The 25,703-nt window shown below is 48.2% G+C and carries 23 protein-coding genes and 2 pseudogenes; 17 read left to right on the forward strand and 8 right to left on the reverse strand.

Annotation, left to right across the window (positions count from 1 at the left end):
* Positions 1-97: 97 nt before the first annotated feature.
* Entirely contained in the window at positions 98-1,333 is a 1,236-nt protein-coding gene (fabF, locus tag B5D40_RS11255) for a beta-ketoacyl-ACP synthase II (RefSeq protein ID WP_073303707.1), read from the reverse strand.
* Between the two features lie 89 nt (positions 1,334-1,422).
* On the opposite strand from fabF, the gene orn reads away from it, so the two are divergent.
* From orn to B5D40_RS11275, 4 genes are all read left to right on the forward strand, one after another.
* Positions 1,423-1,995 carry an oligoribonuclease gene (orn, locus tag B5D40_RS11260; RefSeq protein WP_073303705.1) on the forward strand — a complete coding sequence of 191 codons (573 nt, stop codon included), beginning with the start codon at positions 1,423-1,425 and terminating at the stop codon, positions 1,993-1,995.
* A 2-nt stretch (positions 1,996-1,997) separates the two neighbouring features.
* Positions 1,998-3,248, forward strand: coding sequence for a penicillin-binding transpeptidase domain-containing protein (locus B5D40_RS11265; protein ID WP_078776980.1), 1,251 nt, complete (start codon positions 1,998-2,000; stop codon positions 3,246-3,248).
* A complete protein-coding gene (lgt, locus tag B5D40_RS11270) occupies positions 3,249-4,145 on the forward strand; it encodes a prolipoprotein diacylglyceryl transferase (RefSeq protein WP_078776981.1) in 897 nt (298 codons plus the stop codon).
* A 73-nt stretch (positions 4,146-4,218) separates the two neighbouring features.
* Positions 4,219-5,628 carry an alanine/glycine:cation symporter family protein gene (locus B5D40_RS11275; protein WP_456151865.1) on the forward strand — a complete coding sequence of 470 codons (1,410 nt, stop codon included), beginning with the start codon at positions 4,219-4,221 and terminating at the stop codon, positions 5,626-5,628.
* A gap of 155 nt (positions 5,629-5,783) precedes the next feature.
* On the opposite strand, the gene B5D40_RS11280 is transcribed toward B5D40_RS11275, so the two are convergent.
* Positions 5,784-6,053, reverse strand: a complete 270-nt coding sequence (locus B5D40_RS11280; RefSeq protein ID WP_143394412.1) for a hypothetical protein — start codon at positions 6,051-6,053, stop codon at positions 5,784-5,786.
* 445 nt (positions 6,054-6,498) lie between these two features.
* Between B5D40_RS11280 and B5D40_RS11285 the strand changes: the two genes are divergently transcribed.
* Both B5D40_RS11285 and B5D40_RS11290 read left to right on the forward strand, forming a co-directional pair.
* Complete coding sequence (locus tag B5D40_RS11285) at positions 6,499-7,545, forward strand: DNA cytosine methyltransferase (protein WP_078776984.1); 1,047 nt, start codon at positions 6,499-6,501, stop codon at positions 7,543-7,545.
* A 6-nt stretch (positions 7,546-7,551) separates the two neighbouring features.
* Positions 7,552-8,550 carry a BsuBI/PstI family type II restriction endonuclease gene (locus tag B5D40_RS11290; protein WP_078776985.1) on the forward strand — a complete coding sequence of 333 codons (999 nt, stop codon included), beginning with the start codon at positions 7,552-7,554 and terminating at the stop codon, positions 8,548-8,550.
* Between the two features lie 190 nt (positions 8,551-8,740).
* Here the strand turns inward: B5D40_RS11290 and B5D40_RS11295 are convergent, their stop codons facing one another.
* Genes B5D40_RS11295 through B5D40_RS11310 form a run of 4 tightly spaced genes read right to left on the reverse strand, consistent with a single transcriptional unit; the run spans position 8,741 to position 13,527 of the window.
* Complete coding sequence (locus tag B5D40_RS11295) at positions 8,741-9,373, reverse strand: FKBP-type peptidyl-prolyl cis-trans isomerase (RefSeq protein WP_078776986.1); 633 nt, start codon at positions 9,371-9,373, stop codon at positions 8,741-8,743.
* Between the two features lie 58 nt (positions 9,374-9,431).
* Positions 9,432-10,418: an RluA family pseudouridine synthase gene (locus tag B5D40_RS11300; RefSeq protein WP_078776987.1), complete on the reverse strand. Its 987-nt coding sequence runs from the start codon at positions 10,416-10,418 to the stop codon at positions 9,432-9,434.
* 10 nt (positions 10,419-10,428) lie between these two features.
* Positions 10,429-12,003: an NAD(P)/FAD-dependent oxidoreductase gene (locus B5D40_RS11305; RefSeq protein ID WP_078776988.1), complete on the reverse strand. Its 1,575-nt coding sequence runs from the start codon at positions 12,001-12,003 to the stop codon at positions 10,429-10,431.
* A gap of 18 nt (positions 12,004-12,021) precedes the next feature.
* Complete coding sequence (locus B5D40_RS11310; protein WP_158222125.1) at positions 12,022-13,527, reverse strand: FecR family protein; 1,506 nt, start codon at positions 13,525-13,527, stop codon at positions 12,022-12,024.
* Between the two features lie 85 nt (positions 13,528-13,612).
* On the opposite strand from B5D40_RS11310, the gene B5D40_RS11315 reads away from it, so the two are divergent.
* Genes B5D40_RS11315 through B5D40_RS11325 form a run of 3 tightly spaced genes read left to right on the forward strand, consistent with a single transcriptional unit; the run spans position 13,613 to position 15,655 of the window.
* A complete protein-coding gene (locus tag B5D40_RS11315) occupies positions 13,613-13,903 on the forward strand; it encodes a hypothetical protein (protein WP_073303683.1) in 291 nt (96 codons plus the stop codon).
* A 1-nt stretch (position 13,904) separates the two neighbouring features.
* Positions 13,905-14,366, forward strand: coding sequence for an rRNA maturation RNase YbeY (gene ybeY, locus B5D40_RS11320; RefSeq protein ID WP_158222124.1), 462 nt, complete (start codon positions 13,905-13,907; stop codon positions 14,364-14,366).
* A gap of 2 nt (positions 14,367-14,368) precedes the next feature.
* The gene (locus tag B5D40_RS11325; protein WP_078776991.1) at positions 14,369-15,655 is read left to right on the forward strand and encodes a hemolysin family protein; all 1,287 of its coding nucleotides are present in this window, start codon (positions 14,369-14,371) and stop codon (positions 15,653-15,655) included.
* 579 nt (positions 15,656-16,234) lie between these two features.
* Here the strand turns inward: B5D40_RS11325 and B5D40_RS11330 are convergent.
* Entirely contained in the window at positions 16,235-17,047 is an 813-nt protein-coding gene (locus tag B5D40_RS11330; RefSeq protein ID WP_078776992.1) for a hypothetical protein, read from the reverse strand.
* 295 nt (positions 17,048-17,342) lie between these two features.
* On the opposite strand from B5D40_RS11330, the gene pflB reads away from it, so the two are divergent.
* The 8 genes and pseudogenes from pflB to B5D40_RS11365 all read left to right on the forward strand — a co-directional run bounded on the left by pflB (position 17,343) and on the right by B5D40_RS11365 (position 25,446).
* Positions 17,343-19,595: a formate C-acetyltransferase gene (gene pflB / locus B5D40_RS11335; protein WP_078776993.1), complete on the forward strand. Its 2,253-nt coding sequence runs from the start codon at positions 17,343-17,345 to the stop codon at positions 19,593-19,595.
* Positions 19,595-20,338, forward strand: coding sequence for a pyruvate formate-lyase-activating protein (gene pflA / locus B5D40_RS11340; RefSeq protein WP_078776994.1), 744 nt, complete (start codon positions 19,595-19,597; stop codon positions 20,336-20,338). Before pflB ends, pflA begins: the two co-directional genes overlap by 1 nt.
* 1,617 nt (positions 20,339-21,955) lie before the next feature.
* Positions 21,956-22,402: pseudogene (locus B5D40_RS16150) on the forward strand (SPFH domain-containing protein); the annotation flags it as partial.
* Positions 22,403-23,017: 615 nt separating this feature from the next.
* Positions 23,018-23,191, forward strand: a complete 174-nt coding sequence (locus B5D40_RS16155; protein WP_233134358.1) for a DUF4339 domain-containing protein — start codon at positions 23,018-23,020, stop codon at positions 23,189-23,191.
* Positions 23,192-23,200: 9 nt separating this feature from the next.
* A complete protein-coding gene (locus B5D40_RS11350) occupies positions 23,201-23,569 on the forward strand; it encodes a DUF4339 domain-containing protein (RefSeq protein WP_078776995.1) in 369 nt (122 codons plus the stop codon).
* A gap of 9 nt (positions 23,570-23,578) precedes the next feature.
* Positions 23,579-23,926, forward strand: coding sequence for a hypothetical protein (locus B5D40_RS11355; protein WP_143394411.1), 348 nt, complete (start codon positions 23,579-23,581; stop codon positions 23,924-23,926).
* Between the two features lie 18 nt (positions 23,927-23,944).
* Positions 23,945-24,892, forward strand: coding sequence for a zinc ribbon domain-containing protein (locus B5D40_RS11360; RefSeq protein ID WP_078776997.1), 948 nt, complete (start codon positions 23,945-23,947; stop codon positions 24,890-24,892).
* A gap of 2 nt (positions 24,893-24,894) precedes the next feature.
* A complete protein-coding gene (locus B5D40_RS11365; protein ID WP_078776998.1) occupies positions 24,895-25,446 on the forward strand; it encodes a hypothetical protein in 552 nt (183 codons plus the stop codon).
* Here the strand turns inward: B5D40_RS11365 and B5D40_RS16525 are convergent.
* Positions 25,425-25,703 (reverse strand): annotated as a pseudogene (locus tag B5D40_RS16525) (hypothetical protein); the annotation flags it as partial. The gene B5D40_RS11365 and the pseudogene B5D40_RS16525 overlap by 22 nt on opposite strands.

Genomic DNA, 25,703 nt, shown 5'->3' on the forward strand with positions numbered 1-25,703 from the left:
TTCGCAAAGTGACTTTTTAAGGGCTGACTAACTATAGTCAAATTAAAAAGACGGAAAAGCACTTGCCTTTCCGCTTTCTATTCATCGCTAAAATCGCTTACTTGTTCTTTCCGAAAATCACGACGCTGTTGTGTCCGCCAAAGCCGAAACTGTTGGACATCGCGTAATCGAAAGAATGTTCCACGGAGCCGTTCGCACAGACATCCAGCTGAATTGCCGGGTCCTGTTCCTCGACGTTAATCGTACCGTGAACTTTCTGATCGAGCAGAGACTGGATGGAAATGATGCCTTCGATAGCCGACGCGGAACCGAGCATGTGCCCGATCATCGACTTGGACGAATTGATTTTGAGGTTTTTGACATCGCCCTTGTAGATTTCACAAATCGCTTTGCATTCCGCCACATCGCCCAGAGGAGTAGATGTTCCATGCGTATTGATGTAGCCGACTTGTTGCGGTTCGAGTTTCGCATCGCGGAGGGCGTTTTCAATAGCGAGCTTTACGCCTGCGCCGTCTTCTCGAGGAGCGGTAATGTGGTGCGCATCCGCCGAAAGACCAACTCCCGCGATTGTCGCCAAAATTTTAGCTCCCCGCTTTTCTGCATGGCTTCTGCTTTCCAAAACCATTACTGCGGCACCTTCGCCAATCACAAATCCGTCTCGATTTTTGTCGAACGGACGGGATGCTTTTTGCGGGTCGTCGTTGCGACGGGAAAGAGCGTGCATGTTGGCAAAGCCTGCGAGAGAAACCGGAGTCACCGCTTCTTCCGTTCCGCCAGCAACCATCACGTCGGCGCGGCCCAAACGAATCTGGTCGGCTGCGGCGATAAGCGCATGGTTCGAAGAAGCGCAAGCCGAAGTCGTGACGAAATTCGGGCCCATAAATCCCAGACGAATGGAAATTTCTCCCGTCGCCATGTTGGTAATCGACATCGGAATGAAGAAGGGGGAAACACGACGAGGTCCCTTTGTCGCTAAAGCGGCGGAACCGTCATAATAAATATCCATGCCGCCCATACCGGAAGCGACGATCACGCCAGCGCGGGACTTGTCCACTTTTTCCAAGTCCAGTCCGGAATTTTGAACCGCGTGCAGAGCCGAATAGACCGCATAACGGATATTGCGGGAATAGCGTTTCTGGTCGCGGGCACTGAAATACATGGAATCGTCAAATTCCTTGACCTCAGAAGCAAAATGCACATCGTAAGCGGTCGTGTCCATCTTTTCGATATTCGAAACTCCGGACTTGCCTGCAAGCAGATTTGCCCAAAGCGTATCCGGATCATTTCCCAAGGAGGAAACACAGCCCATTCCGGTAACAACAACTTCTTCCATTTTTGATTCCTTTTGTTAAAGGTGGAGAACCGCCTAGAAAGGGGTCCTCTTTCGTTCAGAATAATACAAATTTATAAATTTGATATTAAATGACTTTTCAAAATAAAACTGCGCCAAATTTGGTCTGGATGGATTTGGAAATGTCCGGATTGAATCCGGAACACGACGTCATTCTCGAAATAGCCACGGTCGTGACCGACGCCAACTTGAAAATTTTGGGAAAAGGTCCCGTTATCGCCATTCACCAGCCCGAAAATATTCTGAACGGCATGGATGATTGGAACACCCGGCACCATACGCAAAGCGGACTAGTAGAGCGGGTTCGACATTCCCGATACGACACGGCAGCCGCCGAAAAAGCGACTCTCGACTTCATTCGCCAATATACGGTGAAGCACGATCGGGAACACAGTGGCAACCTTCTCTGCGGCAATTCCATCACCCAGGATCGCCGATTTCTCTACAAGTATATGCCCCAGATTTCCGAATGGCTCAGCTACCGGAACATCGATGTTTCTTCCATCAAAGAGCTCGCCTTCCGATGGTTCCCCAATTTGCCTGAATTTGAAAAGCAGGAACGCCACCAGGCCCTAGACGACATTTTGGAAAGTATCGCGGAACTGGAATATTACAAAAAGACGATTTTTCATCTCGCCAAATAGCGATGCAACCCATAAAAAAAATTCCCCCCGCCCTCCGATGGTTCAACCGAGTCCTTCTGATTTTGATTGCGGTTTTGGTCGTCGTCCAATGCGCCCGCTGTTCATCCGAGGACGCCGAAAGCTCCAGCGAAAAAAACATCAAAGAAACGCAATCCCTTGTCGCCGAAGCCCTAGCTGATTCCGCAGTCGATTTGGCAGCAACGCCTTCCGCTTCTCAAACGGATTCGGCGAAATCCCAACCCGCAAAGCCCGACCTTTCGCACGTTTACGCCCAAAAGGACACCGGACTAGCCCGTCTCATGGACACTTTCCTGCGCCGGTATCATCCGGATTACGCCATTTACCTTGCCGTCGATGCTCATACTAACGAAATCATCGCCTGGGGAGAACGCAAGGACGGTGCCATTCAAAGCATTCCGGATTATCTTTCCCGCGCTTCCTTCCCGGCGGCAAGCCTCGCTAAAACCGTGACGATTGCGGCGGCTTTTGAATCCAAGCGTTATTCCATCCACACCGAAATTCCCCTGATTGGAAAAGCGCACACTCTCTACAAGCGCCAGCTCAAAATTCCCGAAAATTACCGAGGTCCCATCACGCCGCTCCACTTGGCGTTCGCCAAATCCTACAATGCTCCGATGGCTCTTGTCGGCATGAATGTCGGAGCCAAGCACCTCCGCTCCGCCGCCGAAAAACTCGGATTCAACCGGAATTTTTCTCAAGGCATTCCCGAACGCAGCAACTATTCGCCCCCTGATTCGGGCTACGGACTCGCCGAAGTCGCCAGTGGATTCACCAAAAGTACGACCCTTTCACCGCTGCAAGCCGCCGGAATCGTCCGTGCGATTCTCATGAAAAAAACGTTTGAAATTCCCTGGGAAAAAAGCGGGGCCAAAGGGTTTGCACCCACTCAACCGATTGCTCTGGGCATTGAGCGTTTTTCGGACAACACCTATTTTGGTCTTCGGCAAGCGATGGTCGCAACCGCCACCGAAGGCACCGCCCGCAAAAATATATCTACACGAAACATTTCCCGAAAATTTTTTGCCGACCTGGAAATCGGCGGCAAAACGGGAAGCCTCGACGGAACGGATCCTCAAGGACGCTACGACTGGTTCATGGGATTTGCCCAAAGCCGGAAAAATCCAGAAAAATCCGTCGTCCTCGTCGTTTTGCAAGTTCATGGCGAACGCCGAACACAAGCATCCACGCTTATCGCTTCGCTTCTCATCAACTACTGGGCAAAGGAGAAATAAATGCCTGACTTCACTTGGTGGAATTTAATTCCCACCCACTTTGACGGAATCGCCTTGCAACTGGGCAGTTTTCCGGTGCATTGGTACGGTCTCATGTATCTTTTCGCCTTCGCCACGTGCTATATGGTCATTTGGAAGACCAACCAAAAGCACGGCATCGGCATCCGAAAAGAACAGCTGGACAGCTTCGTCACCTGGGTTATCGCAGGAATTCTTATCGGCGCGCGGCTCGGCTACGTTTTCTTTTATAATCCGTCGCACTATCTGACAAGCCCTTTGGAAATCATTTCGCCGTTCCGCTATGATTCCGATTTGGGATTTACCTTTGTGGGCATTTCGGGAATGTCGTATCACGGCGGGCTTATCGGAGCCATCGTTTTTGGAATCATCGGGATGCGCAAAAACAAATTGCCGGTTTGGGAAACGCTGAATCTCGGCTTTTTGGCGGCTCCTCTTGGATACAGCTGGGGACGCTGGGGCAACTTTGTAAACGGCGAACTTTTCGGCGAAGTCACGACAAGTCCTATCGGGATGCTCTTTCCCATGGCGCACGATTTGCAACTGCGTCACCCGTCGCAACTCTACGAAATGCTTTTTGAAGGCGTCATCCTTTTTGGGATTCTCTTTTGGCTCAGCCATTACAAAACATTCAAAAAACAGATGTTACCCCTCTACCTGATGGGCTATGGCACGTTCCGTTTCTTCATCGAATTTTTCCGGCATCCGGACAATTTCCTGGGGCGCAACGACCTGATCGGCATGAGCCGCGGACAAACGCTCTGCGTGTTGATGATCGTCGCCGGCATCGTCCTTTTCATCTGGGAGCACCGTCGGGAAATTAAAATGCAGAGTTTGCAAAAATCCCAAGAGATTTCCAAGCCTGCTCCAGTAAAATGATTTTTTATCTTTCGCTTTTTCATTCCCTCATCGCCAAAGCTCATTACAGCCAAAGGAAATTTTTGTGGAAAGCATCAACCAAGTTCTGGATTCTATAGACGGCATTGTCTGGGGCATTCCCCTGATTGTCATCATTCTTTTTGTAGGGCTTCTTTTGACGGTTCGTCTGGGAGGATTGCAGGTCGTCAATCTCAAAAATGCGCTGCGTTATGCCATTCGGAATGAAAACGACGGCAAAGGCGATGTTTCCAGTTTTGAAGCACTGTGCACCGCACTGGCGGCGACCATCGGCACGGGCAACATCGTGGGCGTCGCGACGGCAATCGGCACGGGCGGCCCCGGCGCCCTTTTCTGGATGGAAGTCGCCGCCTTTCTCGGTATGGCAACCAAATATGCGGAAGGCCTGCTCGCCGTCAAATACAGAACGGTCGGCAGCGATGGTTCCATTCTCGGGGGGCCATTCTACTACATTCAATTAGGCATCAAGGAACGTTTCGGCTGGAATTTCAAATGGCTCGCCGTTCTCTTCGCCATATTCGGCGTCTGCGCTGGGCTCTTGGGAATTGGAACCATCACACAAATCAACGGCATCGCTTCGGCGGCAAACTCGGTCATTCCCTCGGGAGAATTTATCGCCATCGGCAACCACTCGGTTTCCTATACGACGGCAATCGCTGGCATTGTCATTTCCATCTGCACCGCATCCGTTATCATCGGCGGCATTCGCCGAATTGCCAAAGTCGCCTCCATCATCGTTCCCTTTATGGCGATTTTTTACATTCTCGCCTGCGTGACCGTTCTGCTTCTGAATTTTTCCCAAATTTCCGCCGCTATCGAAACCATCGTGCGGGCCGCTTTTAATCCAGCCGCCGTTACCGGCGGCGTTGTCGGATCCATCTTCATCGCCATGCAAAAAGGCATCGCCCGCGGCATTTTTAGCAACGAAGCCGGGCTCGGTTCCGCACCAATCGCTGCAGCGGCGGCAAAAACCAAAGAACCTGTTCGCCAAGGGCTCGTGTGCATGACGGGAACATTCATCGACACGATAATCATCTGCACCATGACAGGACTTGTCATCGTCATCGGCGGAACCTGGGAGCCATCGCTAGGTCTAGAAGGCGTAAACATTACCCTCGAAGCGTTTCGTAAAGGCCTGAGCTTTATTCCGATGGGAGGAGCCATTGCGCCTTACCTGCTGACCGTTTCGCTGGCATTCTTTGCTTTCACCACCATTTTAGGCTGGGCGTACTATTCCGAAAAGTGCCTGCAATTTTTGATCGGCAAGAGCCATCGGAAAAAACTTGCTTACCGTTGGCTTTATGTGGCCGCCGTCTTCATTGGTCCCTATCTCACCGTGAATGCGGTCTGGACTATCGCCGATATTTTCAACGGACTGATGGCGTTTCCAAACCTGGTCGCTTTGATTCTTTTGAGCGGCTGCGTCGCTAGAGAGACCAAACGATTCTTCGCCAAATTCGATTAGGTTTTTGCCTATTTCATTTTGAAAATCCGGCTTGAAAATTTTCAGGTCGGATTTTTTTGTAGAAAATTTTTCGCCATCTTTCGGAATAGCAAAAGGATGAACCATCATTTGTGCAAAATTGAAAATGCCAGAATATTCTCAACTCTAAACCTCTGCTATCGCGTATGACGAGTTTGCAAAGAGGCGAGTTTTTTTGAAGTGCGAATCTCATTTCTCAGGGCAAACTCATCTTTAAACTTCCTGTAGCAAAGAGAATTTTTTTCTCGCAGACGTGCGCGCTTCAAGGCTTCTTCCTGATTTTTGAACTGCATTAACGGTTTCTGCAACAGGTCCAAAAGGGAGAGCGGCGGCTTGACCTCCACGTATTCCTGGCGTCGGAAACGAACGGAACCATCCGCCCTTCTAACGGTCTTCGCGCGGTTCATGCGCATCCTTGAAAAGCGGCTGACCGGGAGCGGATTCACGACAGACACGTCCTTCTGGAATTTTCTTTAAAGTTTAATATTCAAATCGGTTGCTGCCCTTCGATGAACTCAGGACCGCTAGCCAAACCATGGTTGGTGCCCTTCGACAGGCTCAGGGACCGCTTGCCGAAGTACTTTACTCAAGTAATTTTTAGAGTAGGCTTTCATTTTATGCGTTTGAATTTTTGCTTGGCAAATGGCAATGATGGATTTATCTGTTTGCAAAAGAGGAAATCTTCTTATGGAAGAGCTTGCTGTACTAAATAGATGGGCGTCAAAGATGGACTTTCGACCAAAATATTTCGCTTGTTGCTGAGTGATGAAGCACTTTTATTTTGAGAAAAGGAAATAATTCTTCTATTTTTTATTTTGAATGTAGAACAGTTTTGATGGGTGATATTATTACATGAATAATTACTCTAGATATAATGACAGTAAACTGAGTATTCAAATTACGGAAGAGCCTGTAGTTTTGGATTTATTCGCTGGTTGTGGAGGTTTGTCATTAGGTTTTGAATCGGTTGGCTTTGAAACAATCGGTTATGAAATGGTTCCTGAAGCGGTTGATACTTATAATAAAAATCTCAAGGGACATTGCTTTTGCGATAAACTTTCTGTTGGCTATGAATATCCGAAGAACAAAAACATTGATATTGTCATTGGTGGCCCACCTTGCCAGCCGTTTAGTGTATTCGGTAATCAGTTGGGAATGAAAGATGTACGAGACGGTTTCCCCATTTTTATTGATGCCGTCGCTAGATTACGGCCAAAGGTTTTTATGTTTGAAAATGTGAGAAATCTTGCTTGTTCTCATAGAGATTATTTGGAAATGATTTTATCAGAATTGAGAAAGGTTGGCTATATTATTGAAATGCGCGTGCTGAATGCCGTCGGGTATGGTGTCCCGCAAACGAGAGAAAGACTAATTGTTGTGGGGCATCAATCTAAATTTACATATCCTGCGGAGTCCTTGGTAAAAATTACTGTTGGAGATGCGTTAAGCGATTTGATTGAAATTGTAGAAGACCCTACAAAAATATTAACACCAAGGCAGGATGAATATATTGCAACCTATGAAAAAAAATCGCATTGTAAGCGACCGCGCGATTTGCATCAGGAATTGCCGTCGAGAACGGTAACGTGCAGAAATCTTGCTGGGGCGACAAGTGACATGCTGCGGGTAAATCTGCGCGATGGAAGACGTAAACGGGTGTCTGTTCGAGAAGCTGCTCGTTTACAAAGTTTTCCTGATTGGTTTGATTTCTGCGGCAACGAGACAAAACAATACAATCAAATTGGAAACGCAGTTCCCCCTATGTTAGCGCACCACATTGCAATGTCCGTCAAGGAAACATATTACAAGAAATGCTTGCCCAATGATGAAATTGTGAAAATCAATAAAAAAGTTGAAACGGAACTTAAATTACGGAACATTTTGAACCCAGGGAAATAAAGCTTTATGATAAGCCATTTTAAAGGAAACAAAAAACCTCAACTTCAAAAGCTCTATCAGGATTTTCTAAAGATTCTTGAAGCGGTGGGTATTCCTACAAATGATTTAAGTGATCGCGCCAAAGAGAAAATGGTTGGTGCATGTTTAGCTATTGGCAATGCAAAAAAATCTCTGTCGGAATTGATTTCTCGTCAAGTTTCCGATGCTCAAAAAACGAGAGATATTATCAACTACGAAAACAAATATTTCGCTGAAAAAATATCTTTGGGTTCCTATGATGATATAAGAAGAAAAGACTTACTTGCTCCTAAAGAAGCCAATGTAGTGATGAGTTCTGCTAGTTTTGAGGATCAGGCGACCAATTCACCAAATAGAGGCTATATTTTAAATCCATTATTTGTTCATCTTGCCAAGCAATATGGCAAACCAACCTGGGAAGCTGCTTTAAAAGATTTTATGGAAAAGAATGCGCTTCTCAAAGAAAAACTAGCAAGAAAACGGGAATTGTCGAAAATTCCTGTTACATTGCCCAATGGCATTGTCCTGAAATTATCTGTCGGCGAACATAATGAATTACACAAGAAAATCATAGAAGAGTTGCTGCCGCGATTTGGCTTTGGTGCTGAAGTTCTTTATATTGGAGATACAGAAAAAAAACTGTTATATGTAGAAAACGAAAAATTAAAGAACCTTCATTTTTTCACATTGGGACATGAGGAATTACCGGATATTGTCGCCTATAGTGAAGAAAAAAACATTTTGTATATGATAGAAGCGGTACATTCATTTGGACCGATGAGTGAAATTAGAATCAATAAGATAAAACGAGCCCTTGAAGCAACTAATGCAAAAACGGAATTGGCTTTCTTTACGGCGTTCCTTGATAAAAAAACATTTAGAAAATGGTGTGAGTCTATCGCCTGGGAAACGGAAGTTTGGATTGCCGATAATCCAGATCACTTGATACATTTCAATGGTTACAAGTTTCTAGAGATTCATAAATAAAAACTTGTAAGTCCTATTAAATTGGTTTTGAAATTTTTATGACTAGATAACACCATTAAATGTCAAAGATGGACTTTCGACCAAGACATTTGAGTGATGAAGTGTTTTTATTTTGAGAAAGGCTAGAAGGGTTTGGGAAATCCCGACGTAAGGTTGTGCATTCAATCGGAATTTCCCCTTTAGATGACGGCTATTTTTCGTCTGCGCTGTTTTTGCAGCAGCATTCCCCGTCGCCGTGTTCGTGCTTTCCGCAGCATTCCCCGTCGCCGTGCTCGTGCTTCCCGCAGCACTCCCCGTCGCCGTGCTCGTGCTTTCCGCAGCATTCCCCATCGCCGTGTTTGTGTCTTCCGCAGCAGTGATGCCCTGCGTGCTGTTCGAGTTCCTGAAGTTCTTCGGCGCTCATCGGGTCGGCTTTCACCACTTCAATGGCAAAGTGCAGCGTCTTGCCGGCGAGTTCATGATTCATATCGATGATGACGTTATCGCCTTCGACCCTGGAGACCGTCAGCGGAAGAGGACCGTTTGGGGTGTTGGCGTAAAATGTCATGCCCGGTTCAATGGAATCCGCCTGGAACGCGCTCTTGGGAATCGGACGGACGAGTTCGGGATTGTGTTCGCCGTAACCTTCGGACGGAATGACGTCCACATTGAACTTTTCGCCGACTTCTTTGCCGTACATCGCTTTTTCAAGACCGACGACAATCATGCCCCGCCCTTGAATGTAGTTCAAAGGTTCTTTGCCGATGGAGGAATCGATGACGTTTCCGTTGTCGTCCGTAAGCGTATAGTGGATGGCGACTTTGGTATTTTCTGCAATGGGCATGGTTTATTCCTTGTTGAAATGGAGTCAAAAGATAAAAAGAATTTGATAAGGCCGATGGCTAGAACGATGGCGTTTTATTTTTCTTTACCGCTTTGACGGTTTCCCGCAGCTCCTTGGGCAGTGGCGAATCGACGGCGATGCGTTTTCCTTTCCATTCAAATTCCAATCGAGTGCTGTGCAAAAACAGCCGCTTGAGCCCGAATTCCTTTTTGAAATTCCGGTTGAGTGCGAAATCGCCATAGCGGGTGTCGCCCAGAAGCGGGTGTCCAATGCTGGCAAAGTGCGCGCGAATCTGGTGCATCCGTCCTGTTTCCAAGCGGACTTTGACCAGGTCGTAGCCGTTGAGGTGCTGCTGGACCGTGTAGTGGGTGATTGAACGCTTGCCGTCTTTTTCCTCGGTTTTCATTTTGGAACCGGATTTGGAATCGGTGCGTTTTAAAGAAATGTCAATGGTGCCTTCGTCTTTTTTCAAGTTGCCCTTGATAAGAGCCGTGTAGGTCTTTTGAATGGCGTGCTCGCGGAGCATCCGGGTCAGATCCCGAAGGGAGTCGCCGTAAAGTGCCGCGATGATCAGGCCGGATGTGTCGGCGTCCAAGCGGTGGGCGAGAGTCGGCTTGAAGTTCAGTTGCTGATCCTTTCCCCATTGCCACAGCATTTCGACAAGGCTTTCGCCTTTGCGCGTTCCCGTTCCCGGCTGGCTGGCGATTCCCGAAGGCTTGTCCAGAATCACAAAGTCCTCTTTTTCCAGGGCGAACACCAGATTCTCTTTGACGAATTGGCGGTCGGCAAATTCCGGTGAAGAACCCCAGCTTTTTTTCACGGGGACTTCGTTATTTTCCGAAACGCTTTTGAAATTCTCGTAGATATCGACCGTATCGCCGTCGTGAAGAATTTGCATCGCTTTGGCGCGAATGCCGTTTACCCGGACTTTCTTTTTGCGGAGAATGGCGAAAAAAGTGGAGAGCGGTTCGTTGGGGAATGCCTGCCGTAAAAAACGGTCGAGTCGCATGTTCGCAAAATTTCTGTCGATGATTCGGGTAATCATAAAAGGCAATCTAGCAATTTAAGGCTTTGGCGCGGTTGGCGAGTTTGATTCCGTCCGCAGCGCTGGTGACGATCCCGCCTGTGTATCCGGCACCTTCGCCAAGGACAAACAGGCCTTTGACGGAAATGCTTTCCAGAGTTTCCGGGTTGCGGAGAATGCGCAGCGGGGAACTGGTCCGGGTTTCGGGGGCGACGATCAGGCCTTCCCGAATAAAGCCCGGAATTTTCCGTTCGAATTGTTCAAAACCGTCAGCGAGGGAATTGCAGATGTTGGCGTCTAGGATTTCCCGAATGTCCGCCGGGACGACCCCCGTGGAAAAAGTGCTCTTCGGGAGAGCCGCGTCGATTTTCCCCTCCAGAAAAGAACGGATAGTCTGGGCGGGAGCCGTGTAATTTCTTCCGCCGAGTTCAAAGGCCGCTTTTTCAAAGCGACGCTGCATTTCGATTCCCCCGAAAAGGGTTTTGCTTTGGGGAATGGGCACGACAATGGCTCCGTTGGCGAATTTCCCGTTTCTTTGGCTGTAGCTCATGCCGTTGGTGGCAAGGGTCTCGTTTTCCGAAACGCAGGGGACAAGGACTCCGCCGGGGCACATGCAGAAGCTGTAAGCGGCAGAAGTCCCGCCGAGCGTTTTGGCTGTCAGGGCGTATTCTGCGCTGCCGGTCAAACGGGTGTCCGCTTGCGGGCCGAGTTGCCGCAAATTGATGAGCGACTGGGGATGTTCCACCCGAACTCCCAATGCAAACGCCTTGCTTTCCAACGCGACGCCGCGTTCGTGCAAAAGGGAATAGAGGTTTCGTGCGGAATGCCCCGGAGCAAGGACGAGAGCGTCGGCATCCGTCCATTTTCCGTTGAACTGGAGCCGGGAAATCTCGCCGCCCGAAATGTCGATATCTTCCAAGGCGGTGTGAAAGTGCAGCGTCCCGCCTAGGGACAAAAATTCCGCGCGCAATGCCCGCAGTAAAAGCACCAGACGGTCCGTGCCGATATGCGGTTTGGCAAATGTCAGCACGTCTTTGGAAACGCCAAATCGAACCATGTCTTCAAGAACCGCGCTCGAATAGAGATTTCGGGTCCGCGTGTTCAGTTTCCCGTCGGAATAGGCGCCTGCGCCGCCTTCGCCAAACAAAATATTGGAATGCGGATTGAATTTCCTGTCGCCGAAAAAGCGGTGGATGTCCTGAAAGCGTTCTTCGACGGGACTTCCTTGCTCGTGAAGTTCCACGGAAAATCCTTTGCGCGCAAGCGAAAGAGCGGCCCAAAGCCCGGCAGGGCCTGCGCCGACGACATGGACTTTTCGAGACAGGGGAATGGAATTTTTGAATGCGTCCGAATCTAGCGTTTCCTTTTTTTCCGTAGCGGGAACCAGCCAGTGCGTAGGCGGCAAGCGTTTCGCGATTTCAAAACGGACGTTGTAACTCCAATGCGGAGCGTTTCGCTTGCGGCTGTCCAACGCAAATCTTTCGACTTCCAGATTGAAAATTTCGTCTTCGCGGACGTGGAGCGCACGGGCGAGCGCTTGGGCGACCAGACCTTTTTGGGACAGGGGAACGGAAAGTTCCCGGAAATGATACGCATGGAGAGGCATTGCCGGGAATGTAGTAAATTACTGCTTGCAGGTGAACGATTGTGTCGCTTCGGACAGGATTCCGTTTTCGTCCTTGGCAAAAATTTTATAGACGTGGGTTCCGGGAAGCATCGGGAATCCGGCGTTGGAAACGTCTTGCTTAAAAGTCGCTTTGGCCGTCGGGATGCCATCGACAAATTCTTCGACAAGAACCTCTTTTCCATTTGTTCCGGAAAGACTGAATTGGAAGGAGCATTCGGCGTCCGAACCGAGAATGCGGATTTTCGGCGGGAAGGTGACGGCGACGGAGTCGGTCAGGGTTCCCTTGGCACTTTCCAGTTTGACAAAGGCGAATTTTTCGTTCCCGCTCACTTTCGGGTCGGTCGCGGAGAATGTGTAATGGAATGTGCCGTTGGCGGAGCGGGTGTTCAAATTTTCGGATTTGGCGTTGCCGAGCTGAACGGTCACTTTGGCCTTGGCGTCTTCGGTAAAGAATTGCCCTTGCAGATGCAGTCCGCTGGAAGTCATGGAAACGGGATTGTCCTTTTGAATGCGGATAAAGGCGTTGCCATCGTCTTTTGAAGGCTTGACGTATTCCAGGAAGGCTTCTTTGCAGAGGATTTCCGCTTCGCCGGCTTTGCACTTGGCGCGAATGCGCTTCGTTCCGTAGGCTTCCTTTTCCCATTCGACAAGGGTCTGGAAATTTCCGTTTTCCAGGGAGATGGCGATTCCGTTAATCTGAAGTTCGACTCCCGCTTTGCACTTGCCGCTGATGCGGACAGAGGTCTGGTTCGTCTTTTCGGGAAGGGAATTAAATTCGCACGGGTTCGCCTTGGACAGGGAATCGGCGGCTTTGCTCTGTCTCTTGTCCAGGTCTTGCGCCCTTTTTTCCAGCGCTTTTACGTCGATTTTGCCGTTCTGCTTTTCCTTGGAAATTTCTTTGGCGAGGTTCTTGGATCCGGAGCTTGGCGTCTTGAATTTTTTCATGCCTTCGGTTTGGTCCTGGACCAGCGTTTCCCCGCCGCTGACTTCGATTTTTGCGCCCTGGGCGTCGGTCACTTCCATCTTTCCGGATTCCAACGACACGATGATGCCGTCCGGGCCGTTTTCGACAAAGCCGTTCGTGCCGCGAATGGCCGCAGTCGCTGTGGCGGTTTTAAATTGGAATTCGCTTTTGCCGTCTTGCTTTTGCACATCGAAAAATACACGGCCGGATTGGATGTTCACGGTCTTGCCCTGGTTCTGCACGGCGGATTCAAAAAGGATGACGGTGTTTTCTTCAATCGTAATCAGGCTGCCATCTGAAAGGGCGATTCCGGCTTCGCTTTCCACCAGGGTACGGATAATGTCGTTTTCCCGGACTTTCAAGCCGACGCGGAGCGGATTCCAATTGGACTTGGCTTTTTTCTGGACGGTCACTTCACCCAGAATATAGCGGACTTTTCCGATGGTAGGGGTGGCGGCAAATGTCGGGGCGATCAAAAAGGCTACGGCAAGAATGGTACCTAGGCAAAGGGATTGGATTTTACGCGGAAAGTTTTTCAAAATGAACTCCTTTGAGCAGAAATCGACAATCGGAATATAGATTTTTTTTTATTTTTCCCACGAAAAATAGAATAAAGAGGTGATTATGGATACAGAAAATTTGGAACCGACCGTGGAATATACCGACGAAGAAACCGGCGAGCTTGTCATCAAGGAGCTTGCCAAGGAATTTTTGAGCAAGGGCGCCTGGTCCACCATGATGTTCCTCTATCAGGAAAAAAATGCCAAAACGGGCGATTTTGGCGACCCGAAGGTTTCCATCCGCCGCTATCAAAAGCAGCAGGGCGTTTTCAAACAGAGAAGCAAATTCAACATTTCGAGCAAGGAACAGGCAAAAGCGATTATCGAGATTTTGAAAAAGTGGTATGAGCTCTAGTATGAAGCAAAAACCTCGATTGCCCGATTTTCAGGTTCAATTTTTTGCCGAAAAAGAAGGCGAAGAGTTTCCGTGGAAATCCCATTTGGAACCGCTCGCCCGGAAAATTCTTTTAGAAGAAGGGCATCCGGAAAATGTGAATATCGTCATCGGTTCGGACGCCATGGTTCGGGAACTGAACGCCACATACCGCAAACTGGATAAAGTCACCGACGTGCTGAGCTTTGAATGGCACGAAGATTATCTTCTCGGCGAAATCTACATTGCCAGGGACCAGGTGAAACGCCAGGCTCCCAAGTTCGGCAATTCGTTTTATCAGGAACTGAAACGCATGATTGTCCACGGCCTTCTGCATCTTTCGGGCTATGACCACCACACGGCTGCGGAACGGGCCGTCATGCGCCGTCGGGAACGCGAAATTTTGGGATTCGATATTTACCGCATTCAAAAAGGGCAAAAATAGCCATGCAAAGTTTTTCGTGGGATAATTTGGTGCCGTTTCTGGTTCTCGCCCTTGTCTGCCTTTTTCTGTCGGCTTTGTTCTCGCTGGTTAAAATTGCTTTTTTGGCTTTGTCGGAAACGACGGATTGCGAAGAAAATGAAAAGCTGGTTCAAAAAGTGAACGGCTATGTGAAGGCTTCCGGCTTTAATGAAACCATTTCCATCGCGCGGACGCTTCTGAACGTGAGCGCAGGCGTTTTGGGCTTTGTCTGCGCCTTCGTCTGGACGCGGGGATTTTACGGCCATCCGTTGTGGGGGCTGGGCATTTATATTGTTCTTGCGGGCATTGTCGAATACATTGCCGTGTTGCTGGTGCCGAATATGTTCGGCGCTTTGAAACCGGAAACCTTTTCGTATATCCTGCTCCCGATTTACAAATATCTGCGCTTGCCGTTCGTGCTGGAAGCGAAAATTTCCAGCCAGCTGTATTTAAAAGTCCACAAGATTCTGGGCTACGATTCCAAGCTCAGTTTTTTGTCGGAAGAAAAACGGGACGCCCTGACTTCGGATGTCTCCGACGACGATGAAGACATTTTGAACGAAGATGAACGCCAGATGGTGCTGAACATCTTCGATTTTGTGGAAACGCCGGTGCGGGAAATCATGACTCCCCGCGTGGACATGGTCGCTCTGGAAGTTTCTTCGACTTTGGAAGAAACCATTCAGACCTTGAACGAGGAACGCCATTCCCGGGTTCCCGTCTATCGTGAATCGGTGGACAATATCGTCGGCGTTCTTTCGGCGCGGGATTTTTTGGAATGGTACACGGAACATGGCAAAGAAAATTTCGATTTGCAGTCCTTGCTGAATCCGGTCGTGTTTGTGCCGCAGAACAAGCAGATTGACGATCTTTTGCGTGAACTTCGGCAAAACGGAAACCAGTTGGCGATAGTCGTCGATGAATACGGGGGAGTCGCGGGGCTTGTCACGGTCGAAGACATCGTGGAAGAAATCGTCGGAGAAATCAAGGACGAAGACGATTTGGAAGATGACGCGATGATCCAGAAATTGAAGGATGGCCGTTATATTTTGAATCCGCTGCTCACCCTTTCGGATTTTGAAGATGCGACGGGAATCGAATTGACGGTCCCCGAAGAAATTCATGTGGAAACCGTTTCGGGCTTGATTCTTGCCAAGCTGGGCGCGATTCCTTCGGCGGGCGCGGAAACGATTTTGGACGGCAACAAGTTCCGTGTGCTCAAGATGGATGGAACGCGCATGACGAAAGTGATGCTCTGGCCGGCAAAATGATGGCCGACTAGGGGAAGCGGCTTCTAGCCGCTTTGCTTTTCTAAAGAGGTGAGGAAAGGTTGTTTTCGTCTGGCGGAAAATTTTCCACATAGAACTATTTTGGCCTCCTCTAAAAATCCATATTCAAAAATCGGTGGCAATTAGAATTGCTAATGGTTTGTTTTCTCATCGCGAATTCCCTTTTTCCGATTCCCCGATACCTTGATGGTGAAGCAAACTTCGGGAGCTTCCGTCTCCCCGAGCGAAGCTACTTCGTCATTGCGGAGCGTCAACTTTCACGTCATTGCTGAACGTCAACTTTCACGTCATTGCGGATCATCAACTTTCACGTCATTGCGAACGTAGTGAAGCAATCTCTAGCGCATACAAAGATTGCTTCGCCCCCTTCCTGCCTGTCGGCAGACAGGAAGGGGTTCGCAATGACGAAAGAGGCTGTTTCGCACTTTGCTATGACGAAAATGCTTTACTCGTCGGAAGGATAGAGCCACGTCGCTTTCTGCCTGTTCTGTCCGTTCGACAGGCGGGCGGCAGCCTGACGGCTGTCAGGGCAGATAGGCCTCTCCTAGCATTAACGAGTTATCAATAAAGTACGACCGTTCCGGCTTTGAATTGCCAGGTGCCTTCGTTTTTCAGCAAACCGCCCGGAGCGCATTCCGCGTAAAATCCCAGCGGCATTTTGAACTTGGCGAAAGCTTGTACGCCGATGGTCGTCACCATTTTGCGGTAGGCATAGGCTGGCATGTTCTCTTCGGGCGTATCTCCCAGAATATCCAGATCTAGATCAAAACCGTAATTTTCAAAGACATCTCCGCCGGAATTGAACGCTGTGCGTTCCCAAGTCATGTAAGCACCCAAGGCGAAATTTTCCGTAACGTCCAGCAAAAAGCCGCCGCCCAGAGAATAGAGGATGAATCCGTCGAAGCGTCCCCAGGAATCGTCCGCTTTCGGTTCGTAATCGTCGTCCTGCAAGTTGGGATAAAATCCGCCCACAAAGGAAACTCCCGCGCCGCCGTAAAAAGGCCCAACCCACTGTACAAAGCTCGGGCGAATTCCCACATCCAGCGGAATGGTGACCGGAACGGACAAAAAGAATCCGCCGCGGTTTCCCCCAAGCGAATAGTCCAAGGCGAATAATTCCGCTCGGAAATGGGCCGCTCCACCCAAGAGTCCCGTTTCATGCTGCGGAGCGCTAATCCGGTAATCGTCGTTTCCGCCAAAAGCAAATCCCGCTTCTGCGAAATGGTACTTTTTCTCGTCCGTCGAATATTTCAACACGCCCGCTTCGCCCACGAAATTTCCGGAACTGGTCATCGCGCAACCGGCGAGAACCCAAAGAGCTAAAAAAGCCCAAGCGTTGGCGATCAGGAAAAAGAAACCGCCTTTAGCGAACATTGGCCAGCTCCAGAGATGTCGATGTGTAAGTAACGAAGAGAATTTTCATTGCTATTTTCTTATGATTTCTGTAAAATAATAAATTCTTCTGCAAGCAAGCTGATATTCTCTCTCGAAACGGCGTTCCCACCGAACTCTTGCGCTCTTGACGAGAGACTTCCCGTTCACATCGTTCTTAGCTTTTTCCGTATTTTACTTGAACGAGCATTTTACCGGATGAAATGCAGGCGTCCCCAAAGTCCGGATGGAGCAAAATCAGTATATTTGAAGGCAAATCAAGCAAAAGGAGATTTGTATGGATCAGTTTGAAGCGTGGAATGGTTTTGAAGGACGTATTTGGAAAGACGAAGTGAACGTTCGCGATTTTATCCAGAAAAATTACAAGCCTTACGATGGGGATGCCGCATTCCTTGCCGCTCCGACCGAGGCGACGAACAAGCTCTGGGGTGAACTTCAAAAATTGCAAAAGGAGGAACGCGCTAAAGGCGGCGTGCTGGATATGGATACGGAAATCGTTTCTTCCATCACTTCCCATGCGCCGGGCTACATCAACGATTCCCTGAAGGATTTGGAAAAAATTGTCGGACTCCAGACGGACAAGCCCCTCAAGCGTGCGTTCATGCCTTTTGGCGGCAGCCGCATGGCCGAAGAAGCGTGCACGACTTACGGATACACGCCCTCGCCGAAACTCCACGAAATTTTTACGAAATACCACAAGACGCACAATGACGGGGTCTTTGACGCTTACACTCCCGAAATGAAGCTGGCTCGGCACAATCACATTGTGACGGGACTCCCGGACACTTACGGTCGGGGTCGCATTGTCGGCGATTACCGCCGGGTGGCTCTGTATGGAGTCGATTTTCTGATTGCCCAAAAGCAAAAGGACAAGGCGAATTGCGGCGACGGCACGATGACGGACGACGTTATCCGCTTGCGGGAAGAAATTTCCATGCAGATTAAAGCCCTCAAGGAATTGAAGGTGATGGCGGCGTCTTACGGATTCGATATTTCCCTCCCGGCAAAGACCGCGAAAGAAGCGGTGCAATGGCTTTACTTCGGCTACCTCGGGGCGATTAAAACGCAGAACGGCGCCGCGATGAGCGTTGGACGCATTTCGACTTTCCTCGACATCTATTTTGAACGCGATCTGAAAAAAGGCCTGATTTCAGAAGACGAAGCGCAGGAAATGATCGACCATCTGGTCATGAAGTTCCGCATGGTGAAGTTTGCGCGCATCCCTTCTTACAATGCGCTTTTCTCCGGCGATCCGGTGTGGGCGACTTTGGAAGTGGGTGGCACAGGAGTCGATGGCCGCCACATGGTCACGAAGAACGATTACCGATTCCTTCATACCCTCGAAAATATGGGACCTTCGCCGGAGCCGAATTTGACGGTCCTCTACACGAGCAAGCTCCCGGAAAATTTCAAAAAATACGCTGCCAAGATTTCGGTAAAGACAAGTTCTGTCCAATATGAAAACGACGATGTGATGAAGCCGGTCTGGGGCGACGACTATTCGATTTGCTGCTGCGTTTCGGCGACGCAAACCGGCAAGGAAATGCAGTTCTTTGGCGCGCGCGCCAATTTGGCGAAAGCTCTGCTTTATGCGATTAACGGAGGTGTGGACGAAAAAACGGGCGAGCAGGTGGGACCGGCTTTCAAACCGATTTCCTCCGAGTATCTCGACTACGACGAGGTGGTGAAAAAATACGACGTCATGCTGGAATGGCTCGCCGACCTTTACGTGAACACGCTGAACGTCATCCAGTATATGCACGACAAGTATTATTACGAAGCGGCGGAAATGGCTTTGATCGATACGGATGTGCGCCGGACTTTTGCGACGGGCATCGCGGGCTTTTCGCACGTGATCGATTCCTTGTCTGCCATCAAGTATGCCAAGGTGAAAACGGTCCGCAACGAAAATGGCATCGTCATCGACTATGAAACCGAAGGGGATTTCCCTAAATATGGAAACGACGACGATCGCGCCGACAGCATCGGCGTGGAATTGCTGCGCAATTTCATCGGAAAAATCAAGAAGCACCATACCTATCGGAATTCGGAACCGACCACTTCCATTTTGACCATTACATCGAATGTCGTCTATGGAAAGGCGACGGGTTCCATGCCCGATGGCCGCAAAGCGGGCGAACCGCTTTCTCCGGGAGCCAATCCGAGCTATGGTGCCGAGCAGAACGGCCTTCTCGCTTCCCTCAATTCCTTGACGAAAATCCCGTACCATTTGGCTCTGGATGGCATCAGCAACACGCAGACGATCAATCCGGGCGCCTTGGGGCATTCCGAAAGCGAGCGTGTGAATAATCTGGTGCAAGTTATGGACGGCTATTTTGAACAGGGCGCGCACCATTTGAACGTGAACGTGTTCGGGCGTGAAAAACTCATCGATGCGATGGAACATCCCGAAAAAGAAGAATACCAGAATTTCACCATTCGCGTTTCGGGCTATGCTGTCAAATTCATCGACCTGACGAAGGAACAGCAGATGGATGTGATTTCCCGTACTTGCCACGATCGGATGTAATGACCGTCGGCTTTGTTCACAAACTGGAATCCTTCGGGCTTGTGGACGGGCCTGGCGTTCGCTTTGTCGTTTTTTTGCAAGGCTGCCGAATGCGCTGCCGCTACTGCCACAATCCGGAAACCTGGAAACTTTCTGCGGGAATGCCGATGTCTCCCGAAGAGCTTTTTTCCAAGGCGATTCGCTATAAAAGCTACTGGAAAAATAACGGCGGCGTGACGGTAAGCGGCGGCGAGCCTTTGTTGCAACTGGATTTTTTGACGGAATTTTTTGAAATTTGCCGCGCGCATTCCGTGCACACGGCTTTGGACACGAGCGGAAACCCGTTTGAAAAAACGCCGGAGTATTTGGCGAAATGGGACAGGCTTTTGAATGCGACGTCGCTCGTTCTTCTCGATTTGAAAATGATGGACGCCCGCGCGCACCAGGAACTTACCGGCAAACCGAATGAAAACATTTTGCAAATGGCGGAATACCTTTCGGAAAAAGGTGTGCCGATGTGGATTCGCCGCGTGCTGGTTCCGGGAATGACTGACGCTGAAGAGGAACTTCGCAATACCTACGAGTTCATCCGGACGCTCCGAACTGTGCGGCGGGTTGAAGTGTTGCCGTATCATGCGCTGGCGATTCCCAAGTATCAGCAGTTGGGTATCCCGTATTCGTTGATGGACGCGAAAAGCCCGACCGCAGAGCAGATTCGCCGTGCCGAAGAAATTTTGCACATAAAGGATTTTTGGACGGAATAAATGGCGAAAGAGGAGGTATCATCTTTTCACAAGGCGAACTTGGTGAGCAGTTTTTAGTTCTCAGTTCTAACTTCCAACTGGTCCCTGAGCCTGTCGAAGGGCACTAGTCGCTGATCACTAACCACTAATTAAAATTTGGAAATTATATACGATCTTCCACCACATACTCTCAATTAAAAATTTTTTCAAAGTGTGAACATTCTTTTCGCAAAGAGGAACGTTTTTTTCAATACAGGAATTTCTTCTCGCAAACTGCGAGGTGCTCGCTTGCGCCCATGAGCCTTGGAAGCTCCGCTTCCCTTAGGCGAATTGTCCCTTCCAGGGATACTTCAACTACGGAATCGGAGATTCCTAGTTTCAGGGATGCCTTGTAGGCCAGCGGGCGGAAGGGATAAGGGGGCTTTCAAGTTGACGCGTTGCGTCCGCGGCGGCTCAGTAATGCCTGCAAGCAAGCTTGCTGCGCAACATTCGCCTTGCACGCTTTTGCGAAGGCTCCCTTCCAGGGACAATTCGTCTAAAAGAGTAAAACTCTTAAGACTCATGGGCAGCCCCTTTTCCCTTCACCCTATCCCCCGCCACGCTTGGCGGTGGGAAATTTTAAATTCTGGGGCGGAATGAGATATGTTACTTCGCGAAAGGGGATATAGTCTTTTTCACAAGCTGAACTCCCTTTTAAAGAGAAACGTTTTTTCATAAAGTGATTTTTCTCGCAGGTTGCGAGGTGTTTTGCATTCTGGCTAGCCGTTTCGTTTCTCCTATATTTCCAACTCCCAACTACCTCCTGATCACTAGTCGCTAACCATGGTTCGACTAGTTCGACAAGCTCACTAACCGACGGTCCCTGAGTTTATCGAAGGGCACCAACCAAGCAAATCGAGGTGGAGTTTTGTATATAAGTCCCAAAAATAAGGCTATAAATGCAACTCGGAAGAACTACTCCGAAAGGCTGGCCTTGCGAAGTATGTCACGGGCAATCATCCAAACCGCTCCGCTATGCGATCGGTCAGCGTCGGTATCGGTTTTATATAGGTGGCCATATGTTGTCCTTTTCTTGTATAAAGATACTTTTTGTGGGGTGCATTGCACAAATGGGGGCGGTAAACAATCACAATTCTAAAAAAAAATTAAGAACAGGTGTGTTTTTGTAATTTTTTTTGTATATTTACTTCCGTATGAATTTGATGGGTGATAAAAAAGTGTGCGAGATGGTCTTAAAAATGGCTCGTTTTATTCTGTTACCCCCCCCTCCGTGTAAAATTTAGTTTACGAAATGATTTTGTCAGAGGCGATTTCCGAGTTGGGAACCGCCCTTTTGGCGTTTGTATTCCGTCAAGGGTATTGCGAACGCTGAAATGAGCGGTAATAACTCTTTTTAGTTCAAATTAACAGTAGGTATTTTATGGGTCTTTTTGGATTTGGCAGAATGCTCCTAAGGTAAATGAAGGTGGCTTTATGGACGCCATCCGGTGCGACGAACCGTCGTATCTTATTTGGAAGTGGCGTCCTGCGGGGCAGGAAGCGAATACCACAAAAAAAGAGAATGCCATTCGGTAAGGTTCCACCGTTCGCGTCAAAGATGGTGAAGTCGCTGTATTTGTATATAATCAAAAAGACGGAACGCAGCAGGATTTTATCGAAGGTCTGTTTGACAAGAAAATTGAAACGGCGAACTTCCCTGTACTTGCAAGTATTGTTGGCTTGGCGTTTGGCGGGGCATCTCCTTTCCAGGCCGAAGTCTACTATATCAATCTTGCTGGCATCATCCAGATTAAGTTTGCGATTCCGTATTTTGATGTGTTTGATCCGCGGCAACCCGATTTAGGCGTCCCCGTTGCGGTTCGCGGAACGATGAGCTTTAAGATTGCGGACTATCGTGAATTTATCAAGCTGCATCGCCTTGTGAATTTTGATTTGGACGCGTTCCAAAAGCAAATTAAGGATGCTTGCGTTAAGTATGTCAAGGATACCGTTATCAATATCGTTGATAATATCCCGCTCGTTCAAATAGAAAAGAAAATAATAGCAGTGAGCGATGCCATTGAAGAACGTCTCAAGAAGCGTTTGCAGAGTGAATTCGGTGTTGTTGTTTCTTCTGTAGATATTGCTACGATTGAGGTGGATAAGACGAGTGATGCTTATGTGACCCTTAAGAGTGTTACGCAGGATATTCAGACTCAATTTACCAAAACACAGGCGAATGTGAATTTGGATACGATGAAGGCGCAGAGCGCTGTGAATATCCAGAATATGCAGGATATGCAGCGTATCAATGCCGAAAACATGGAGGAATCGCTCCGTATTCAGCGAGAAGAAGCCCAGCGTGCGCAGAAATTGCAGACTGAAGGTGCAAATTTTATGGCTCATCAGTTAAATCAGCAGACCAAGGTTGCTTTGGCTGGCACAGACGCCTTGGGACAACTCGGGGCAAATGGCGGAATGAATATGGGCGGAAACGGCGCTTTCAATCCTGGTGCAATGATGGCCAGCATGGCTGTTGGTGGTGCCGTTGGTCAGAATATGGCGGGAATGATGAATAATATGATGGGTGGAATGCAGGGTGTTCCCGGTATGACTCCCAATATGGCTCCTCCGCCCCCGCCCATGCCTCCGCAGATTCAGTTCAATGTGGTTGTCAATGGCCAGTCTTCAGGACCTTTTGATATGAATGCTTTGCAGCAGATGATTGCTGCGGGGACTTTGACCAAGGATACTCTGGTGTGGAAAGTGGGAATGCCTGCTTGGGCTGCGGCCTCATCTGTGTCGGAGCTCGCGTCTTTATTCGCACCAGCGGTTCCCCCGGTACCTCCGGTTCCGGGAAATCCCGGCGTGCCGCCTGTTCCGCCTTCATTGTAGGAGAGAAGTATGAGTGACAACAGTTTCTTTTCGATGGATCGTCTTGTAGAGTTTGGTCTTGGTATGGCCGTAGCTCAGCAGATGACGAATGCCATGAATCAGACGCTTTGCCAAATGCAGACTCCGACTGCGTCGATGCCTCAAAATGTGGTGTTGAATTCGGTAAATAACGGTGTCTACTATGTTGTCTTGGATGGAAAACAGGCGGGGCCGTTTTCTCAGAGTGAACTTTCAAGGCTCATAAATGAGAAAAAAGTTACAAAGGATACTTTTGTGTGGAAGCCGGGGATGCGAGAATGGCTGACGGCAGAGAATATTCCAGATGTTCTTAAGTTGGTTGCGTTAATGCCGCCGGAAATTCCGCAAATGGCAAAGTAGGAGATGAAAATGAAACCTAACTGGTTTATGGTTTTTCTTTCTTTGGGAATGTCCGCTCTTGCTGGATATGGCTTGTATTCCATGAATGTCGATAACGATAATGTATGGTTGATTACCATAATGGGTGGAATAACGATTTATTCTGCCCTTGTGGGTGTTTCAGGCTTTCGTTTTGAAAGGGATGGGCATTCTGTTAATATTCGGCTTATGTCATCGCTCTTTTTGGTTGCGTTTATAGTCGATAATCTTGTTTTCTCTATTGTCGGACTCTATGTAGCTCCATACATCATCTTGACAGGCCTGTTGTTATTCGTGTACGCTGGCGTTGCTTACAAGATGATAAACACAAAGGTTTAACTTAAAAAAGGAATTTATATGCCGTTTTGTCAAAATTGCGGAAATAAGTTGGAAGATCAGGCTGCGTTCTGCCCGAAGTGTGGAACGGCAACCGAATGGGCTGGCACAGCAAATAAACCTGAAGAATACGCCAAGCGTGAACAGGTGTTTGTTGGAAAGGTGAGAAAATGTCCTAATTGCGGAACAGTTTTGAATACTGATGCAGTCAGATGTCCAGATTGTGGAATGGAATTAGGAATTTCACAAATTGGAAGTGCTATTTCTGATTTTAAAAATAAAATAAGAGAATTTGATGTTAACCGAAAAAGTGATTTGCGGAATCGGTTCCTTAATGGAAGTAGCTTGATGCTTGCGGCATACAATATGGAATTTAAAAAACGAACTTTTTCTTCTGAAGAAGAGAAGAATAAGTTTATTGATGATTATATAGCGAATAATAAAGTTTTTTTGACATCTGGAGATACCGATGGTGATGGGGGACTTATAAATTATAAACCTACAGCATCGGAGCAGGAATTTGCTCAGTATTTGAAGACTGTTGCAGTTCCTCATAATAAGGGCGAAATTCTAGAATTCCTATCGCTGGCAAAATCATCTCTTGCGGGGAAGTCTGTCAATAGTTATTGGTATAAACACTGGTCTGCTTTGCTGTATAGATGTGTTGATGAGGGAAAATTGTTTTATGGCGATGAACAAGGTTTTTGTGAAAGATTAGATTCTTTTGTCAAAGATGTTGTGCCTCCACAAAAAACAATGCTAGAAAATATGCAAAATCTTAATGCGAGAATTTATAGTCCTATTTGGTGGAAGAAAGTGTTTTCTTCTGGAAAACCGAGTGGGGGTGAATCAGCAGGAGGTTCTGGCGGCCTAAAAAAGATTATGAAATGGAGTGGTATTGGGTGTGGTGGCCTTTTCGTTTTAATGATTGTGATTTCTGCCATAGCAGCTGCTTTAGGTGTTAAATAAAGATGTCTAGTTCGTGTGAAAAAATAGAACTGGATTTACATAGACAATTTGCAGAAAATCAAAACAGCCACCAAAATGTTTTTGTACAGTTGGTGGCTGCTCTAATTGGTATATTTGCTGGATTGGGCTATGTGTACTCTCATTTGGAAACAAGTGTTGTAAAACTTGCAGAAGACACCTTGTTGTTTAAACCTACGGTCATGCATATTTCTATAACAGTTGCGGGCATTTTGTTTTGCTTGATGGCTTTAGTTGTTATCGATTTCGGTTGGTCATTCCGTCGTGATATGCTGTTGAATCGTAAAATACGTGAATTGGCTTGCGAAACGGATGGACAAGCTCGGTTTGAGAAACTTTTCAAGGATTATGGGAAAAATATTGATGATATGCCTGGATTTTATGAAATTTTTTTCAAGGCTATTTTAATAATGCAAGTGGGTTTACTTATATTTGCTATATTTTTTGATTGGGGCTGTAATGTTTGTACGGCTACTCAAACATGCTGTCCCTTAATTAGTCAGCCCTTAAAAAGTCACTTTGCGAACGCAAGATAAGGACGTTCGCATTTTTTGTTCATTCCGTTCCACAGAAGGCAAAAACAGTATAGCCATTCCAACAGGGCAAAAAAGCGTCTCATGGCCCTCTTGAAGTTGAACGCTGCTGCTGCAAGCTTTGCGTTGAGCATGTCGCCAAAGATTCCCTTGTAGAAGTTGCGACCCATGCGGTGGTCGCTCTTCAAGTGACCATTGATTGGTTCGATGCCAGCCCTCTTGCAAAAAAGCTTGTGAGCCTTTTTCTTCTGGTAGTAAGT

It is taken from the genome of Fibrobacter intestinalis (assembly GCF_900167415.1).
Lineage (GTDB): Bacteria > Fibrobacterota > Fibrobacteria > Fibrobacterales > Fibrobacteraceae > Hallerella > Hallerella intestinalis.

Coding starts and splice junctions, on each gene's coding strand:
- B5D40_RS11365 (WP_078776998.1), top strand. CDS start 24,895: ATGTCTAGTTCGTGTGAAAAAATAGAACTGGATTTACATAGACAATTT.
- B5D40_RS11285 (WP_078776984.1), top strand. CDS start 6,499: ATGAATAATTACTCTAGATATAATGACAGTAAACTGAGTATTCAAATT.
- fabF (WP_073303707.1), bottom strand. CDS start 1,333: ATGGAAGAAGTTGTTGTTACCGGAATGGGCTGTGTTTCCTCCTTGGGA.
- pflB (WP_078776993.1), top strand. CDS start 17,343: ATGGATCAGTTTGAAGCGTGGAATGGTTTTGAAGGACGTATTTGGAAA.
- B5D40_RS11280 (WP_143394412.1), bottom strand. CDS start 6,053: ATGAACCGCGCGAAGACCGTTAGAAGGGCGGATGGTTCCGTTCGTTTC.
- B5D40_RS11325 (WP_078776991.1), top strand. CDS start 14,369: ATGCAAAGTTTTTCGTGGGATAATTTGGTGCCGTTTCTGGTTCTCGCC.
- B5D40_RS11265 (WP_078776980.1), top strand. CDS start 1,998: ATGCAACCCATAAAAAAAATTCCCCCCGCCCTCCGATGGTTCAACCGA.
- ybeY (WP_158222124.1), top strand. CDS start 13,905: ATGAAGCAAAAACCTCGATTGCCCGATTTTCAGGTTCAATTTTTTGCC.
- B5D40_RS11295 (WP_078776986.1), bottom strand. CDS start 9,373: ATGCCCATTGCAGAAAATACCAAAGTCGCCATCCACTATACGCTTACG.
- B5D40_RS11315 (WP_073303683.1), top strand. CDS start 13,613: ATGGATACAGAAAATTTGGAACCGACCGTGGAATATACCGACGAAGAA.
- B5D40_RS16155 (WP_233134358.1), top strand. CDS start 23,018: ATGATTGCTGCGGGGACTTTGACCAAGGATACTCTGGTGTGGAAAGTG.
- lgt (WP_078776981.1), top strand. CDS start 3,249: ATGCCTGACTTCACTTGGTGGAATTTAATTCCCACCCACTTTGACGGA.
- B5D40_RS11355 (WP_143394411.1), top strand. CDS start 23,579: ATGAAACCTAACTGGTTTATGGTTTTTCTTTCTTTGGGAATGTCCGCT.
- B5D40_RS11330 (WP_078776992.1), bottom strand. CDS start 17,047: ATGTTCGCTAAAGGCGGTTTCTTTTTCCTGATCGCCAACGCTTGGGCT.
- B5D40_RS11360 (WP_078776997.1), top strand. CDS start 23,945: ATGCCGTTTTGTCAAAATTGCGGAAATAAGTTGGAAGATCAGGCTGCG.
- B5D40_RS11305 (WP_078776988.1), bottom strand. CDS start 12,003: ATGCCTCTCCATGCGTATCATTTCCGGGAACTTTCCGTTCCCCTGTCC.
- B5D40_RS11350 (WP_078776995.1), top strand. CDS start 23,201: ATGAGTGACAACAGTTTCTTTTCGATGGATCGTCTTGTAGAGTTTGGT.
- orn (WP_073303705.1), top strand. CDS start 1,423: ATGACTTTTCAAAATAAAACTGCGCCAAATTTGGTCTGGATGGATTTG.
- B5D40_RS11300 (WP_078776987.1), bottom strand. CDS start 10,418: ATGATTACCCGAATCATCGACAGAAATTTTGCGAACATGCGACTCGAC.
- pflA (WP_078776994.1), top strand. CDS start 19,595: ATGACCGTCGGCTTTGTTCACAAACTGGAATCCTTCGGGCTTGTGGAC.
- B5D40_RS11290 (WP_078776985.1), top strand. CDS start 7,552: ATGATAAGCCATTTTAAAGGAAACAAAAAACCTCAACTTCAAAAGCTC.